The following is a 16,634-nucleotide window of genomic DNA, read 5'->3' on the forward strand; positions in this document are numbered from 1 at the left end:
ACGGTTGCGTCCTTGATGGTGCGGTTCATGCGTTCGACCTGACCGTTGGTCCATGGGTGGTTCGGCTTTGTCAGACGATGTTCAACCCCGTTGACCTCGCAGATCATGTCGAACCGCATCGGCCTGGAATAGATAGTGTTCCGGTTCCGGGGTTGCTCTGCGAACTGGATGCCGTTGTCAGTCTAGATGGTGTGGATACGGTAGGGCACCGCTTCCAGAGGGTGCTCCAGAAACTCCCAAGCCGTCTTTCTGTTTGCCTTTTCTACCAGTCGGGCCACGGTGAACTTGCTGGTTCGGTCAATGGCTACAAAGAGAAAGAGCTTGCCGTCGGCGGTCCGGAGTTCGGCGATGTCGATATGAAAATAGCCGATTGGATACCGCTTGAACTTCTGCCGCTTCGGCTTGTCCCCATCCATATCAGGCAGTCGTGAGATGCCGTGTCGCTGCAAACAACGATGCAATGAAGATCGTGTAAGATGAGGAATGGAGGGCTGTAGAGCATATAAACAGTCATCAAGCGGTAGCAAAGTATGACGCCAAAAGGCAACGATCACCGCCTCTTCATCTTTGCTTGGAACAGTCGATCTCGGCTCCTTTGGTCCTGTCCTCAACCGTTTGGCGCTTTCGCCGTCTGGAAACGGTTTTCACGTTGATTCCAGGTTCGCGGCTCAGCTCCGCGTTCAAAGCTTGCGATCGCTGTATTGTTGCGCGGATGACATGCGTTGTCGTGGCGCAGCCGTGACGTATCTGTCCCATAAGATTCCATCGAATGGATCGCACCATCAAACCTTCGGATCAAACACCTGGAAAGAATTGTAGCAAAATACATCGGGTGTCTTGTGTTACGTTGGTCGGCCCGTGGCACATGAAAACGACGCCAAACGCGCTACCCGCTCTGGTCTAGAGAATGTCAAATCGCGCGCCGAAATATGTGCGCCTGACGGACAATTACTCATGCGTTTCGCGAACGAACTAGATTGCGGCGCCGAGGCATGCAAGGAACAACTTTCCCCAGTCCCAACTCACTCTACCTTTACGACCATTTTCCCAAAGTTGTCTCCAGCCAGCAATTTTTTAAATGCTGCCGGAGCATTTTCAAGCCCTTCGACCACATGTTCCTTGTAGGTTATTGAGCCTTCCTTCAGCCACCCCGTCATATCCCGAACGAATTCGCTATAAACTTCTGGACCAAAATTGTCGAAAATGATGAAGCCCTGCATTCTGACTTTCATCCGCAGCAGGGTACCCATAATTACGGGGCCCATATCCGGTCCATCCGGCAAACCTGGCAGATTATACCAAGATACGACGCCGCAGACTGGGACGCGCGCGAACGGGTTCAAAAGCGGTAAGACCGCGTACAGCACTTTGCCGCCGACATTCTCGAAATAAACATCAATGCCATCGGGACAGGCGTCGTGCAATCTCGCTGATAGGTCAGACGCTCGGTGCTCTATACATGCGTCGAACCCAAGGTTCTTTACCACATGTTCACATTTTTCCGGGCCACCTGCGATCCCCACCACGCGACACCCTTTTAGCTTGGCGATCTGACCCACAGTTGCACCCACGGGTCCAGCCGCAGCCGCTACGACAACGGTTTCACCCGCCTTTGGTTCGCCGATCTTCAGCAACCCCGCATAAGCCGTGTAGCCGGGCATTCCTAGAATACCCAACGCCCAGGACGGATTGTCCGGCGTCCTGCCAAGATTGACGACCTGCTCACCAGTTGAGATCGCGTAATCCTGCCAGCCACTCGTGTTTAGAACGTAGTCTCCGGCTTCGTACCCTTCGAGGTTTGATTCCACTACCTGCCCCACAACCTGAGCCGTCATTACGCCACCGATCGGAACCGGTTCAGCGTATGATTTCGCGTCATTCATACGACCCCGCATATAAGGATCCAGAGACAGGTACACCGTTCGCACCAGCATCTCTCCGTCGCCGGGTGTTGGAATGTCCGTGATTTCAAGCCGCAGCGTGTTTTTGTCTGGGTGACCAGTGGGGCGTTCCGCAAGAACTATGCGACGGTTGGTGTCGGATGCTTGGGGCATTGAAATCTCCTGAAAACTGAGTGTGCCGCAGCGCACCCAAACAAGATTGTCAAATACTGTCCAGCCCAAAAACTTCGGCCAGTAACGCAGGCACGGGTTGCGCGGTTCCATGCCACCGATTGGTGTCGTCACGTTATCCGTCGTTCCGCTGCTCGCACCTAGGTTTGGAAGTAGACCGCATCGCAGGTTTCATCGCCCATCAGCAGCAAGCGTCGCCGATATCCTCCTCTAATCAATACCACGCGGTGTGGCTTTATGTTCGCTTCAATTTGAGCCAGTGTGAAGTTGAGGACATGACCCGCAAAGGGAAATTCACACCCGGAATCTGTCCATTTCAGCAGTTCACTGAACTGGCTGCATATCACGCTAGCTCAGCGTGATCTCTTCGGTCAGCAAGAAACTTCGCAACAAAACCTCTCCATTGTATCAGATTTTTTGTAAGTATGCCCAAGAGACATATCCCTTGAGCCCACGTGCACGCTCCAAAGAAACGCGGCACCATCGGGTGCCTCCGGTTTGTTCGCAACTGTGAACTCGTAAGGCGGTTCCATTTGGAAGACCGACAATCACAATGTAGCCCGTACCAGGTCCACCACGCATTTTCAGCATGTCACCGTCTTCGACGCCAAATACCTCGTATCGTCCGAGTGAGGCGGCTGCTGCCGATTCAACGTTAATGATGGCTCCTAGGAACAATGCCGCCAAGGGTAAGAAGAGTGCGTTGCGCATCGCGATGTCCTGCTTGTTACCTCAACTACAATCTTAGCAATTCAGGTCAAAAAGAGGAACAACTCCGAGACAGAAATGTGAGAGTTACCAATGCTCCGGGGGATGACTGTCGGGTCCAGTGATTTTTGCCGTTGTAAAAAATTTACGGCGCGATCCCGATGATCGAATAGATGGGTATCGCCAAGTTGCCTGAGTGTTCTTCGCGCGTTATCCGCTCGGGATGAAGTCGCCGACCGACAGGTTGTGTTTCAAAATTTTTTTGCGAGGAATATTATTCCTATGCCTGTCGTGTGAATGGGTAAATTGGGGGCGGCTTTCGAGGTTTTCGGTCTATTTGCGCCCAGATTCAGCCAGAGATTAGCGTTAAACTGAATGCCAACAGAATAATTTCCCAAGTTTTGAAGGCTCCAAGAAAGTTTGCGACACGTCCTTTCGCAGGCTGTTCAAAGATTACAGTGCAGCAGTCCAGACCCGGTAACGCCCCTGCCCCGTTACCTCTCGGATCAAACCCCGGTTCATAAAACGGTCGATATTGCGTTGCACTGCAGCGCGCGAAGCTTGCGTCAGGTCTTCGGCAAGCGGCGCCGACACCATAGGCCATGCGGTCAGCACGTCGATCAGGCGCGGAGGCGTGCGACCGCTCAGGTCACTTGTCGCCTCGCGGGCACGCTGATCCCAGGCGCTGACCCGATCCAGGTGCAACAAAGCCGCCAATATCGACTGCCCTGCCCCCCTGATCCAGGCCGAGAGTTTTTCCTGCGGTTCGCCAACCCCGCGCAACGCCCCCGGACCCGACAGCGCCAGCGGCATGAAGATCGCCCCACCCCGCCCCATCGACGCAGCATGTCGGGCTGCAATGATCGCTGCCTCAGTGTCCTGACCAGGGCTTTCTGAAAGGGCGCGCCAGGCATGAAACCCGATTGCGGCCTGCGTGACGGGATGCAAGCCTTCCGCATTCTGCATAATCTCAGCCAAATCGGCGACGGCCTCTGGCATGTCTTCGATGCCCTGTGCCATGCGATCAAGAAACGCGGTCAGGCCAGTCGCCCAGCCGCCCTCTGATGGCCCAGCCCCTGCAGTCAGACGGCGCACGGCCCAGCCTGCCCGGAACATCGCCTGGACATCATCGCCGGTTGCGCCAATCCGTAATCCGACCCACAATGCAAGCCGGTCGACACCGATCCTATCCCCTGTCCACCAGCCCAGATCAGACACATCCATCAGCGCCAACCGGTGTCCCCACCCTGTCGGCCCTGCGCGCAAACGTTCGTCCAACGCCCCAAACGTGGCCGCCAGTTCCGCCAGTTCATAAGACAGCTCGGCCTGCGCCGCGCGCCAATCCCTTGGGTCAAACAGAAGACGGCGATCGACTGCCGGACCGGGGGGCAGAAATACGTCCTGTGCCATACCTTCATCGGGAGGGAGGAACCAAAGATCATCTTCCTCAGCCGGGTCGATGTCATAGATGCTGGGAGGACCGATCGCGTCGTCGTCCTCATCCGGGTCCGGCATCACAGGTTTCATCGTCATGCCCGCTATATTTCGGACATTTCGTGCGGTTCACAAGACGTATTCCGCCCTGCCCCCCGGTCAACCTGCGAATGTTGTGGTCAGAATGTTCAGTTGCTGGTCAAGATCGGTCTGCTCGCTGCTGCCGATTAGCATATAGCCATATCCACCCTGCGCCCATGTCGCAGTGGCAACACCACTTATCGCCGCAAGTTTGACATCCTTTGCCGGCGCACCTTCCCCCTGGCGGATCACACAGAAGGCCAGCGGCTGGCCCTGATCATCCGCAAAAACTACCTGGATCAGAGGTTTTCCCTTAAAGGACAGTACCTGAGCGCGCTTCAATTCCAGCCCGGGCAGCGTCTCAAGTGTGTCCCGGTTAAGCGATCGGCCCAACTGTGCCTCAGCCCGCGCAAATTGCGCATCCAGCGCAACCGGAGAACTGTCCAACGATTCAATCGTGTCCGGCGAATAAAGCGACTGATAGATTGCTGCCTGTTCGGCCCAACCCATTGGCTCTGGGCGTGTCGCCCAGAAAGTTGCGGACACGGCCACGACGGCAACCGACGCGGCAACTGCCATCAAGCGCCAGAGACCGCCTGAGGTGTCGGCCGTACTGACCGGCATTGGCTGCGGCAATTCAATCTTCGGCGCATCCGCAGGGATGTTTTCGAAAACTGATTGCACCACAGATGCCAGCGGGTCCAGTGTCATCAGGCGTTGTTCCAGTGCAAGATCGGTTTCGATCGCCGCTTCGATTGCGGCGGCCTCGGCCGCATCCGCATTGCCTTCCAGATACGCCCTCAGCGTCTCGTCGGAAAACTTCATTTGCCACTCCGTCGAACGGTGTCTGCCGCATCATGCTGCATCACGTTTTTCAGTTTTTGCCGGGCGTTGGACAACCGGCTCATGATAGTGCCTATTGGCACCTCCAGCAACGCGGCGGCTTCGCGGTAGCTGTATCCTTCAACAAACACAAGCATGACTGTCTCCCGCTGCGCTTCTGGCAACTCCATTACTTGTGTAAACACCTCAGCGGCGAAAATATTCGTTTCTGAATCCGGTCCGGTCGCAACCAATTCGGCCTCGGGCGTTACGGACAGCGCCTGGGCCTTACGCACCGAGCGTGCGCGCACCTCATTCAGCCAGATCGAGCGGCAGATCGTCATCAGCCAACTGTCCAGCCGATCATACGACGTAACCTGATGATGACGCTCCAACGCACGCAGACACGTCGATTGCAATAAATCATCGGCAACATCCGACGCCCCCGAAAGTGCAAGACCAAACCGCCAGACCCGTTTGGAATGCGTCTGGATTGCGCCGCGCACGGCCTGTTCGGAGGAAATATCGGGACTCATCGAATAAATCGCGACCTGTGTGTGTTTGCTTTTCACGGACCGGGCCCGCGGGGTCAGGACTGACATAACCCGAGGAGGAAAGAAATGAAACTTCTGTTGAAGGCAGTCACGATTGCGTCGGCAATTGTTGCAACCCCGGTTCTTGCGCAAACTTGGACGCTGGACCCTGAAGGCTCGCATCTGGCCTATGGTTCGATCAAAAAAGACACCGTGGGTGAGGTAAACTCTTTCACAGGTCTCTCCGGTCAGGTTGGACCCGACGGGAAAGCCGATATTGAAATTGACCTTTCGTCGGTGGAAACCAATATCGACATTCGCAATGAACGTATGGTCGAATACGTGTTCCAAAAAGCGGGTACAGCATCACTGACGGCGCAGTTCGACATGGCAGATGTAACGGCCCTGAGCGTTGGCCAAACCACGATTGTCGATGTCGATGCGATGCTTTCGCTGGCAGGCACAGATGTAGCGTTTGATGCCGAGATGTTTGTGGCGCGCCTGTCTGAAACATCCGTCTTGGTTTCAACAAATGACATGGTGTTCATCAGTACAGAAGATGCAGGCGTCGATGCTGGTGTGGAAAAGTTGATGGAATTGGCCGACTTGCCCGGCATCACCCGGACCGTACCCATCACAGCGCGCCTGATATTCAACCTGGACAAAAAGAAAGCCCAAGCCGAACCTGCCGCCACCGCCGTAACTGCCGCCGTTGCTATCGAAGGTAACGTCAAAGCAGGTAAGAAGGTGTTCCGCAAATGCAGCGCATGCCACAAGTTGGACGAAAACCGCCATACGGTGGGCCCATCGCTTCACCGCATTATCGGCGCTACGGCGGGTCAGGCTGACGGATTTAAGTTCTCGGCCCCTCTGCAGGAGTCGGGTATCGTATGGACAACCGACACCCTGACCGCTTTTCTGGCGGATCCCAAAGGCGCAGTTCCGGGCAACAAGATGCAGTTTCGCGGCCTGAAAAAGGAATCCGATATCGTGAATGTGATCGCCTATTTGCAAGCCGAAGCACAGGGTTAAACCTGAACCAATCCAATAAAGCGGGTTCCCTTTACACGCACCGCCACGCTATCCCTTGTCTGACCTCAGACAAGGGAGACGCGCGGCATGAGCGACACGGTCAAACTGACACTGGACGAGATCCGGAACCTCAGCCTGTCCATCCTGACCAAGTCGGGGTTTGGCCCGGAACACGCGGCCGCCATTGCCGATGTATTGACGACCTGCCAGGTCGACGATTGCCAATCTCATGGGTTGTTCCGCCTGTTCATGTGCAATGACACCATGAAGGCGGGCAAGATTGACGGGCATGTGGCCCCGGTTGTTGAGCCTTCGGACAATGCCATTGTTCGTGTCGATGCGCGCGGCGGCATGTCTTTGCTGGCTTTTCGCGAAGCATTGCCTGTGCTGATCGAAAAGACCCGCACCCACGGCATCGCTGCAATGGCAATCAACCGCTGTTTTCACTTCTCGGCCCTTTGGCCCGAAGTGGAAAGTCTGTCTTCAGAAGGTCTGGCCGCGATGGCGATGGTGCCCAGCCATAGTTGGGTCGCACCGGCTGGGGGGACTCGGGGCAGTCTGGGTACGAACCCGCTGGCTTTTAGCTGGCCGCGTCTGGGCAAGGACCCGTTCACGTTTGATTTTGCCACCAGCGCCTTTGCCCGTGGTGAGATTGAGCTTTATCACAGGGCGGGTAAGCCCCTGCCCAAAGGTGTGGCGATAGACAAGGACGGCAATCCGACCACCGATCCGCAAACTGCGATGGAGGGGGCGATGCTGACCTTCGGCAGCTACAAAGGGTCGGCCCTGTCGATTATGATCGAGCTGTTGGCCGGTCCGTTGATCGACGACCTGACCAGCCTGGAAAGCATGGAGTTTGCCGAGGGCCAAGGCGGGGCGCCCTATCACGGCGAAATCATTCTGGCCTTTGACCCCGCCCAGTTCAGCGGTGGTCGTGCCGCAGCAAATGATGATCGCGCCGAACGTCTGTTTGCCGATATCGTCGATCAGGGTGCGCGCCTGCCGTCGCAAAGACGTTTCGCTGCGCGCGCGCGCAACACCGCTCGTGGATATGTTGAGATCGCGAAAACCCTGCACGAAGATTTGCTGGTTTTGGCCGAACAGGTGTAAGGCCCGCGATCTTCTCTTTCCCTTAGCGGTGCGGCTGGCTAAGAAGTTCCTCCCAATTGAATTCAGGAGGCCCCCTTGGACCGCATCGCCCGCACCATCGCCACCGAAATCAACGCCCGCCCTGAACAGGTCGGAGCAGCGGTAAAATTGCTGGACGAAGGGGCCACGGTTCCATTCGTGGCGCGTTACCGCAAAGAGGTGACGGGCGGGTTGGATGACACGCAACTTCGAACTTTGTCGGACCGTTTGACCTATCTGCGCGAACTAGAGGCGCGACGCGCAACCATCCTGAGTTCAATCAAGGATCAGGACAAGTTGACCGACGAGTTGGCGAAATCCATCGCGCAGGCAGACACCAAAGCCCAACTGGAAGACATCTACCTGCCCTACAAGCCCAAGCGCCGCACTAAGGCGATGATTGCGCGCGAAAACGGGCTGGAACCGCTTGCCGATGCAATCCTAGCGAACCGTTCCACCGATCCCGAAGGGCTGGCACAGGGTTACATTGGCGAGCCAGTTCCCACGACAAAAGACGCATTGAATGGCGCGCGGGACATAATCACTGAACGGTTGACTGAAAACGCCGCCCTTCTGGGTGAATTGCGAAATTTCATGCAACGCGAGGCTTTGCTGACCTCGAAAGTGATCGAGGGTAAACAGCAAGAAGGCGCTAAGTTCAGCGACTACTTCGATCATTCGGAACTTTGGGCCAAGACCCCATCGCACCGCGCCCTGGCAATGTTACGAGCGTCGAAAGAGGGGATCGTCACGCTGGACATCACCCCCGAGCCCGAAGCTGGCGCCGCGCGAGCCGAAGCCATGGTGGCTGCTCATCTGCAGACACGCAGCGATGCACCCGGTGATAAATGGCTGCGGAAAGTTGCCGGCTGGACGTGGCGGGTAAAACTGTCCCTTTCGATGATGGTCGAGTTGATGGCCGATTTACGCAGCCGTGCGCAAGACGAAGCAATTCACGTTTTTTCACGCAATCTCAAAGACTTACTATTCTCCGCACCCGCCGGCGCGAGGGCCACGTTGGGATTAGATCCCGGAATCCGAACTGGCGTCAAAGCCGCAGTCGTTGATGCAACAGGCAAGGTGGTTGCGACGGAAACCTTGTACCCATTCCAACCCAAAAATGATTTGCGCGGATCGCAGGCGGCGATCCTGCGCTTGATCTCAGCCCATAAGATCGACCTCATCGCTATCGGCAACGGCACAGCGAGCCGCGAAACCGAAAAGATAGTTGCTGACACGTTAAAACTGCTGCCGAAGGGCGTCAAAGCCCCAACCAAGGTTGTCGTTTCAGAAGCCGGAGCTTCGGTCTATTCGGCATCAGAATTGGCCGCGCGTGAATTTCCGGACCTGGATGTATCGCTGCGTGGCGCTGTTTCGATTGCCCGCCGCCTGCAGGATCCGCTGGCAGAACTGGTAAAGATCGAACCAAAATCCATTGGCGTCGGTCAATACCAGCACGACGTTGATCAACATCGCCTGTCACAGTCACTGGCTTCCGTAATCGAAGATGTTGTGAATGCTGTGGGTGTGGATCTGAATACAGCCTCTGCCCCCCTACTCTCACACGTTTCTGGTCTTGGGCCCGGACTTGCAGAGGCTATTGTCATGCATCGTGATCTGAACGGCGCGTTCCAATCCCGCAAGGAGTTGCTGCGCGTCGCGCGTCTTGGGCCGCGCGCCTACGAACAGTGCGCAGGTTTTTTGCGGATACGGGATGGCGTGGAACCCTTGGACGCGTCCTCGGTGCATCCAGAAGCATACAAAATTGCGAAACGGGTCGTATCAGCCTGTGGTCGTGATATTCGCCAAATCATGGGGCATGACGGTGCCCTGAAAGGGCTGCGCGTAGAACAGTTCGTGGATGAAGATTTTGGCCTTCCGACTGTGCAAGACATTTTCTCAGAGCTGGAAAAGCCAGGTCGTGATCCCCGCCCTAGTTTCGTGACCGCCTCGTTTACCGATGGGGTCGAAGAGATTACCGATCTGAAACCAGGAATGGTGCTGGAAGGGACAGTCACCAACGTGGCCGCGTTTGGCGCTTTCGTCGACGTGGGCGTGCATCAGGACGGTTTGGTCCATGTCAGTCAGCTTGCGGACAGGTTTGTCAAAGACCCGCATGAGGTGGTGAAAACGGGCCAGGTGGTCAAAGTCACCGTGGTCGAGGTTGAAGTGCAACGCAAACGTATTGCTCTGACCATGCGAAAGGATGGCGGAGCCTCGGCGCGTCAAGAACAGGACGGCAAGGGTTCAGATAAACGCCCATACCGCCCAAAAGGGAAACAGGTGCAATACGCAAAATCTAGAGAAAACGCGCACCACAGCGCACTTGGTGACGCCTTAAAATCTGCGCTCAAAAAGCAATAGCCCTGGATGCACACTATTTAAATAACGCTCAGGTGAAGGCTTCCGGTTCAAGCTCCTCCCAGAATTCAAATATCTTTGTGGCGTTCAACCCTGATCGCCACCCATGAGCTCTGAAATGTTCTCGGTCGAGATCATTATCAAGGCCCGATAGAAAGAGCCGCTTGTCGGCATCGCGTTGCGTTGGGTTTCGCCGCGAAACCAGGTCCTCAACAATTGCCAATCGCCGCGCACGTTCGGTCCGCTCTACAGTTCTTGCTTCGTATTCCTTGTCCTGCTGCTCTTGTTCGGCAGTCCTGCGCTTTACAGCTTCACCCATTGATGGGTCTGGCACCGCCGACGTCTTTTTTTCTGGCGCTTGATAGTTGTCCCGCAAGGCAGCGGACAGGAAACCAAGAGTCGATTTAACTCCATCCCTTCCCTTGGCATATTCGAGCTTTTCCCGAACATAATCTTCGCCATGTTCAGAAATCCATTGTCGTGCCAACCTGTCGGACACACCTTGCTGGCGCAGCGTCTTGTAGATTGTCAGATTGCGGACGCCATCTTCATCATCAATCTCAAACATCGCTTTCTGCGGATTGCCCTTTATCAGGAACCGGATGTCTGTAACTGTACGCCCCTTTTTTTGGAACTCCGGCTCAATGAGAATATCAGAGCTTTTGTTAACTTCGACGACGGCAGGCTTGATGATCTTGGCATTAAGGTGCTTGAAGCTGGCATAGTACTCGCTCCCGTCGACGCCCATGAGCTTTCTAAAGACGTCCAGCGCCCACCAACCCGTCGACCCTGTCCGGACAAATCGATAGCAGTTTTCATAAAGCGCTAAGCCGTGCCCTGAACTAAAATTTCTCTGAATCTGGACATTTATTAGCGCATAAATCTTAGGATCATAGAGTTTTTGCGCCAACGCCGGTGAATAGGCGTATTCACAGATACCATTCTTCAGTTTGGCAAAACTCAACAAAGATGAGACACCCCATTCTTGGCGCCCCTGTTCGTCCAGCATATCCCATTCTGCGACCGTTTCGGCCAGAGCCCGTAGGCTCGCACGCAGAGTGTCAAAGTCGTTTGAGTTATACCCAACCATCATCGCCAATGTTCTGGCATCAATTGTATGGGTAGGTGCGGACGTTAAAGCATCATAGGCATTCAACAACAATACGTTCGACAACTTGCGTTGCAACAACGACAGCTTGCCACTGATGTGAATCGCGGCGACGTTCTTCTTTACTGTCTCACGGCGTAACGCGCCTGAGAGATTATCCATGTCAACTTGTGTATCCGGCATGATTCTGCCTGGCTGCTCGTTTTCCTATTGTTTGCATGATAGGTACCCAAGTTGCAATCTTATTTGGGTGCCCAAATACAGGATTAGTTCAATCCCGTGGATGGGTACCTATTAGAAGCGGCCCTGAGGTTATCCACAGAAACACCTAATATGGGATTCCCTCGAAGCAAAGAACAAGGATATCTCCACGCGCTGAACCTTGAATTAGAGCCTTTTCCACCCTGAAAAGCATCGTCCTGAGAATCGGCCCCCTATTTACCGTAACTTGACACTATAGAACCTGTGTTTGGGTACCTATGATCCCGTATTAGGGTCCTCTACACCCCGTAAACGGATACCAAGTGCAAGGTAAGCTATTGACTATAAAATATTTTTTCATCCTAAAGATTCTAAATATTACAAATAAACTAAACGATTTGTTGCGTTCATTTTCATTGATTGTTTGAGTTTCGCTGCGAAACCTGGTGGTTGCCCCAACTTCTGTGGAAAAAACGAAAAGGTAGGATAGCCTCCCACCCAAATGTTCGCTACATTGCACCATATACGCCGACAAGGCGAACATTACCTGAGGTATCGACAGTGAATAAGACTAACCAACCTCCCCTGCCCCCTTATCTTAATCTCGATCCAGAAAAAGCAGCGGCGAAGTTGCCAGATCCTATTGGAACTTCGCGATTCGCAAAAGCTGCCACTTTCTGTGCAAAAGGACGCGAAGATTTAGCCCGGAGAGGCTATGCGCCCGACGGTGAAAAACGTTTGCGTCGTTTTTCTATCTGGGAAATCACAAAATACCTTATTCCTGTAGCGCCTGCTCACCTAAGACGTGTTCTCAAAGCTAATACAGAGCTTCCACAAGGAGAAGGAGAAGCAGGGTCAAAGTGGTTTACACTTGAAGAGGTTCTAATCCTTCGAAAACACTTTGCGGCAGAAGGTGTCAGCACCAAAGAATACTTGCCATATCGCCCGGAGGGCCTGCCTGCGAAAGTTGTATCGGTAGCAAACTTCAAGGGCGGGGTTGGCAAAACTTCAACTGCGGCTCATCTCGCTATGTCTGCGGCATTGGATGGGTACAAAGTTCTTGTAATCGATTTGGATAGCCAGGGATCGATGACGTCAATTCTTGGCGGAACAGTTGCGGACGAATGGCAAACAGTATTTCCGCTGATAGCCAAAGATTACGCGAGGGCTGTTCAAGAAGAGAACCGCGTCAGACAGGTCGGCGGGCAGGCCGAAATCCCTTTGGACGAAACACTGCAAGAGGCGTTAAATACAACCCCAACCGATGTTATTCAGAAAACCCATTGGCCCAATATTGACCTTATCGGTGCACAACTGAATTTGTATTGGGCAGAGTTTCAGATTCCGGTGTGGCGTATGGGATTAAGAAGTTGGCCATTGTGGGATGGCCTCACAAATTTTCTCGAGAATGAGGGTGTTCTCAACGATTACGACGTCGTCTTCATTGATACTCCTCCTGCACTTGGGTACCTAACTATCAACGCACTGGCTGCGGCTGACATCCTTTTGGTGCCGCTTGGAGCTTCGTTCCTGGAGTTCGATTCAACCGGCCGGTTCTTTGACATGCTCTATACGACATTCGCAAGTATTGAAGATGGGGAAAACACCGCACAACGAGCAGCAGGATTGCCTGAGTTGAAATTCGAATGGGATGTCGTTCGGGCAATCATTACCCGATTTGATGCCAGCCAACAGACAGATATGGCGAACGTGATCCAGGCGTACTTTGGCGATTTCATGAACGCCTACCGACAAGATTTCACTGCTTTGGTCGGGCAGGCGGGTGAACAAGTGAACGGTATTTACGAGGCTGACTACCGAGATTTTAATCGCGAAACCTATGTCCGTGGACGTGAAACTTTTGATCGTACATACGCGGAATTCAAAGAAGTTCTAATAGGTTGCTGGTGGCGTGATGCCCAATTGGGAGGAGAGTCGAATGGCTAAACGTAGAAGACTTGCTGTTCCAAATACAGCCGAGTTGCAAGAGTTGGAGGCGGGTTTCGCGGCGAAACCTTCTTTGAATCCGTTTGAGGGTTCGTCGTCCACACCACCAATTGCTCAGGTGGCGGCTGAAGCTGCGTCCCTAAGCGGAATGACAACTGTGACGGACCGTGTCGAGTTGGCGAAAGATCAAAGCGACGCCGCACGGTGGCGAGACGCTCATGATGCCGGATTGGTGGCTGAAATACTGCCTTTGGAATTGGTCGATGCCGAATATATTCGTCGAGATCGAATGGTCGAAGACGAAGAGGCTATGGCGGAACTTCTGGAGTCTTTGCGGACTAACGGGTTGCGCACACCCATTGAAGTTACTCGCGTAGGAGATGGCTTTGGTCTTATCTCGGGGTTCAGGCGCTTAGACGCATTTAGACGTTTGTCCAAAACTGATGATCGGTTTGCAACCATTCCAGCCTTCGTGAGGGATGCCGGTTCGGGGCAGGGGGCTTACGTGTCGATGGTTGAGGAAAATGAACTGCGATTAAATCTGAGTCCATACGAGCGTGGACGCATCGCAGTTCTGGCTGTCGGACAGGGGATATTCGAGTCGACTGAGGCGGCAGTCGACGTACTATTTGCGACCGCCTCCAAAGCCAAGAGATCGAAAGTTCGAAGCTTTGCGATGGTCCACGAGGCGCTCGGCGACTTACTGCAGCATCCTGTGGCGATTTCGGAAAAAGCGGGTTTGAAACTCGCGTCGGCGCTGAGAGGGGGTGCCCAGAGCAAACTTCGTCAAGCTCTTGCAGAAGCTGAAGTTTTCAACCCAAAAACCGAATGGGATGCTCTGGAAAGTGCAATGAATTCGTCTCCTTCACCTACTGCCGCGAAGGCCCGTGGAGGGCGTCCGCAGCTAGTCAAGCCGTTGACACCGATCAAGTTAGCTGGAGGGGGGGCAGTACAGGCCGAGTTGTCGCCAGATGAAGTTCGCATTCGAGTTCGCTTGCGGGGAGTGACTGAGGAGGATGTTCAAGAGCTGATGGAACAGATTGCGCGCCACCTTGGCTAGTTTCGTGGCAAAACCAGAAAAAAGCGGATGATGTCCGTTTCCAATGGCTGTTCAATATCAAGTAAGTTCGCGCAATTGCATGTTCCGCTATGTAGTGAGCAAAATCTTTAAATAATGATCATTGTGAGAGAGGGCTCTGTGCTATCTTAACATCTCTTGGACTCAAGTTTGCGACGCAACCTAACAAGGCTCGGGTTCTGTGGCTCTGTCGCAAACTTTGGTGTGGTTCGATGCTATCGCTCTGATTGAACGTATTTATTCGGCGAACTCTACAAATTGACGGAATTCGCTTGCCGAGGATCCCAGCTGCCCCTTGCGGATCAGGTTGGCAGTCTCAATCCCTGCAATTGTCGCTACAGCTGAGGTGAAGCTTTTGAAGCCCAACATCGGGCGGGTTCGCCTTTTGATGAAACGGTGATCCTGTTCGATCATGTTGTTGAGGTACTTTGAGCGAACGGTATCGATTTTGACAGGGATGGTCAGCCGCTTGAAGATCTTGTTGACCTCTTTGATCCCGGTTGCGTTGCTCCTGCTTTTGTCAATGGTGATCCGTTTCGGGATACTGTTGTTGTACAAAGCATTGGCAAAGAGCTTCTTTGCAGCCTTAGTGTCTCGCTTCTCGGAAAGCATGAAATCAAGGGTTTGCCCGTCGCGTTCTACGGCACGATACAGATGCATCCATTCCCCATGGACCTTGAGATAAGTCTCTTCCATGCGCCTGGATTCAGCGGTGTTGGCTTTCCGCTTCTGTGCCTCGCGAGCGGCTGCGGGTGAGTACTTCACAACCCAGCGGTTAAGCGTTGCATGATCGACCGACACACCACGTTCCGCCATAATCTGTTCCAGATCGCGGTACGAGACGCCGTATCGGGTGTAGAAATAGACAGCGAACAGGATCACCGATTGTGGGTAGTGCGCACCTTTGAAATCGATCACCGGACACTCCTAAACATCGTCGCAGACCGACCACCAATTGGATCAAAGCTACCAGAGGAGCAACATACCGATCAAAGTTTGCGACAGAGCCCTTCCTTGCGAAGAACGGCAAGAACAGCCGGCAATTCCCCTCAAGAGTGCTATGGAACGACTGGTTTCCGCAAAGGCGTAAACAACGGCCAGGCCGATGATAGCGGGTTCGAAATCGAACGTTGTAGCCCACCTCAGGCCGAACCTTGTTGCAATGGAAAATACCGCCACGAGGGGCGGAAAGAAGTCCTTCGCTTCAGGTGCGATGAGCTGACCTCTTCGAGGCAGAGGCGGACATTCAGTATGATCTTTGGCAATCAGGTTAGGTGGACTGCCCTAGGCGTTAAGTCCCGGCATCTGGTGGATTGGATTGACGATGAATCGATCTGGTCCTGAAGTCCAGATTTTGCAGATGTATTCGTATGGCGTGAGATCGCTTAGTGCCTTCAAACGACGGGCGTAGTTGTAGGCATCGAGGAAGTCGGCCAAGTGCGGGCGAAGCTGGTCGTGGTTTTCGTAGTGATACCGCTTGACGGTTGCGTCCTTGATGGTGCGGTTCATGCGTTCGACCTGACCGTTGGTCCATGGGTGGTTCGGCTTTGTCAGACGATGTTCAACCCCGTTGACCTCGCAGATCATGTCGAACCGCATCGGCCTGGAATAGATAGTGTTCCGGTTCCGGGGTTGCTCTGCGAACTGGATGCCGTTGTCAGTCTAGATGGTGTGGATACGGTAGGGCACCGCTTCCAGAGGGTGCTCCAGAAACTCCCAAGCCGTCTTTCTGTTTGCCTTTTCTACCAGTCGGGCCACGGTGAACTTGCTGGTTCGGTCAATGGCTACAAAGAGAAAGAGCTTGCCGTCGGCGGTCCGGAGTTCGGCGATGTCGATATGAAAATAGCCGATTGGATACCGCTTGAACTTCTGCCGCTTCGGCTTGTCCCCATCCATATCAGGCAGTCGTGAGATGCCGTGTCGCTGCAAACAACGATGCAATGAAGATCGTGTAAGATGAGGAATGGAGGGCTGTAGAGCATATAAACAGTCATCAAGCGGTAGCAAAGTATGAYGMCAAAAGGCAACGATCACCGCCTCTTCATCTTTGCTTGGAACAGTCGATCTCGGCTCCTTTGGTCCTGTCCTCAACCGTTTGGCGCTTTCGCCGTCTGGAAACGGTTTTCACG

The 16,634-nt window shown here is 54.0% G+C and carries 12 protein-coding genes and 2 pseudogenes; 5 read left to right on the plus strand and 9 right to left on the minus strand.

What is annotated here, in order from left to right; translation table 11 throughout:
• The 6 genes and pseudogenes from DHN12_RS23980 to DHN12_RS24005 form a co-directional block, all read right to left on the minus strand.
• A pseudogene (locus DHN12_RS23980) lies at positions 1-756 on the minus strand (DDE-type integrase/transposase/recombinase); the annotation flags it as partial.
• A 266-nt stretch (positions 757-1,022) separates the two neighbouring features.
• On the minus strand, positions 1,023-2,054 hold the full coding sequence (locus tag DHN12_RS23985) for an NADP-dependent oxidoreductase (RefSeq protein WP_108862461.1): 1,032 nt from the start codon (positions 2,052-2,054) through the stop codon (positions 1,023-1,025).
• A 426-nt stretch (positions 2,055-2,480) separates the two neighbouring features.
• Positions 2,481-2,783 (minus strand): SH3 domain-containing protein, encoded by a 303-nt coding sequence (locus DHN12_RS23990; RefSeq protein ID WP_108862452.1) that lies wholly within the window; start codon positions 2,781-2,783, stop codon positions 2,481-2,483.
• Between the two features lie 450 nt (positions 2,784-3,233).
• A complete protein-coding gene (locus tag DHN12_RS23995; protein ID WP_108862462.1) occupies positions 3,234-4,307 on the minus strand; it encodes a helix-turn-helix domain-containing protein in 1,074 nt (357 codons plus the stop codon).
• 66 nt (positions 4,308-4,373) lie between these two features.
• Positions 4,374-5,120, minus strand: coding sequence for a hypothetical protein (locus tag DHN12_RS24000; protein ID WP_108862453.1), 747 nt, complete (start codon positions 5,118-5,120; stop codon positions 4,374-4,376).
• Positions 5,117-5,689 (minus strand): RNA polymerase sigma factor, encoded by a 573-nt coding sequence (locus tag DHN12_RS24005; protein ID WP_234416781.1) that lies wholly within the window; start codon positions 5,687-5,689, stop codon positions 5,117-5,119. Before DHN12_RS24005 ends, DHN12_RS24000 begins: the two co-directional genes overlap by 4 nt.
• Positions 5,690-5,737: 48 nt before the next feature.
• On the opposite strand from DHN12_RS24005, the gene DHN12_RS24010 reads away from it, so the two are divergent.
• From DHN12_RS24010 to DHN12_RS24020, 3 genes are all read left to right on the plus strand, one after another.
• The gene (locus DHN12_RS24010) at positions 5,738-6,682 is read left to right on the plus strand and encodes a c-type cytochrome (protein ID WP_108862454.1); all 945 of its coding nucleotides are present in this window, start codon (positions 5,738-5,740) and stop codon (positions 6,680-6,682) included.
• Between the two features lie 87 nt (positions 6,683-6,769).
• Positions 6,770-7,792, plus strand: coding sequence for an Ldh family oxidoreductase (locus tag DHN12_RS24015; protein ID WP_108862455.1), 1,023 nt, complete (start codon positions 6,770-6,772; stop codon positions 7,790-7,792).
• Positions 7,793-7,867: 75 nt separating this feature from the next.
• Positions 7,868-10,174: a Tex family protein gene (locus DHN12_RS24020; protein WP_108862456.1), complete on the plus strand. Its 2,307-nt coding sequence runs from the start codon at positions 7,868-7,870 to the stop codon at positions 10,172-10,174.
• Positions 10,175-10,202: 28 nt separating this feature from the next.
• Here the strand turns inward: DHN12_RS24020 and DHN12_RS24025 are convergent, their stop codons facing one another.
• Positions 10,203-11,462: a replication initiation protein gene (locus tag DHN12_RS24025; RefSeq protein WP_108862457.1), complete on the minus strand. Its 1,260-nt coding sequence runs from the start codon at positions 11,460-11,462 to the stop codon at positions 10,203-10,205.
• Positions 11,463-12,041: 579 nt separating this feature from the next.
• On the opposite strand from DHN12_RS24025, the gene DHN12_RS24030 reads away from it, so the two are divergent.
• Together DHN12_RS24030 and DHN12_RS24035 are read left to right on the plus strand one after the other, a co-directional pair.
• Positions 12,042-13,427, plus strand: coding sequence for an AAA family ATPase (locus DHN12_RS24030; RefSeq protein WP_108862458.1), 1,386 nt, complete (start codon positions 12,042-12,044; stop codon positions 13,425-13,427).
• Positions 13,396-14,487: a ParB/RepB/Spo0J family partition protein gene (locus DHN12_RS24035; protein ID WP_234416782.1), complete on the plus strand. Its 1,092-nt coding sequence runs from the start codon at positions 13,396-13,398 to the stop codon at positions 14,485-14,487. The genes DHN12_RS24030 and DHN12_RS24035 overlap by 32 nt, the downstream gene beginning before the upstream one ends.
• Before the next feature lie 255 nt (positions 14,488-14,742).
• Here DHN12_RS24035 and DHN12_RS24040 read toward each other — a convergent pair whose 3' ends face one another.
• Entirely contained in the window at positions 14,743-15,423 is a 681-nt protein-coding gene (locus tag DHN12_RS24040) for an IS6 family transposase (protein WP_108862460.1), read from the minus strand.
• Positions 15,424-15,789: 366 nt separating this feature from the next.
• Positions 15,790-16,593, minus strand: a pseudogene (locus DHN12_RS24045) (IS481 family transposase); the annotation flags it as partial.
• Positions 16,594-16,634: the final 41 nt, after the last annotated feature.

The organism is Ruegeria sp. Alg231-54 (assembly GCF_900143525.1).
GTDB lineage: Bacteria > Pseudomonadota > Alphaproteobacteria > Rhodobacterales > Rhodobacteraceae > Ruegeria.

Bases quoted from the DNA above. Each gene is read 5' to 3' on its own strand.
- DHN12_RS24000 (WP_108862453.1), bottom strand. From the start codon at position 5,120: ATGAAGTTTTCCGACGAGACGCTGAGGGCGTATCTGGAAGGCAATGCG.
- DHN12_RS23995 (WP_108862462.1), bottom strand. From the start codon at position 4,307: ATGAAACCTGTGATGCCGGACCCGGATGAGGACGACGACGCGATCGGT.
- DHN12_RS24035 (WP_234416782.1), top strand. From the start codon at position 13,396: ATGCCCAATTGGGAGGAGAGTCGAATGGCTAAACGTAGAAGACTTGCT.
- DHN12_RS24015 (WP_108862455.1), top strand. From the start codon at position 6,770: ATGAGCGACACGGTCAAACTGACACTGGACGAGATCCGGAACCTCAGC.
- DHN12_RS23990 (WP_108862452.1), bottom strand. From the start codon at position 2,783: ATGCGCAACGCACTCTTCTTACCCTTGGCGGCATTGTTCCTAGGAGCC.
- DHN12_RS23985 (WP_108862461.1), bottom strand. From the start codon at position 2,054: ATGCCCCAAGCATCCGACACCAACCGTCGCATAGTTCTTGCGGAACGC.
- DHN12_RS24010 (WP_108862454.1), top strand. From the start codon at position 5,738: ATGAAACTTCTGTTGAAGGCAGTCACGATTGCGTCGGCAATTGTTGCA.
- DHN12_RS24025 (WP_108862457.1), bottom strand. From the start codon at position 11,462: ATGCCGGATACACAAGTTGACATGGATAATCTCTCAGGCGCGTTACGC.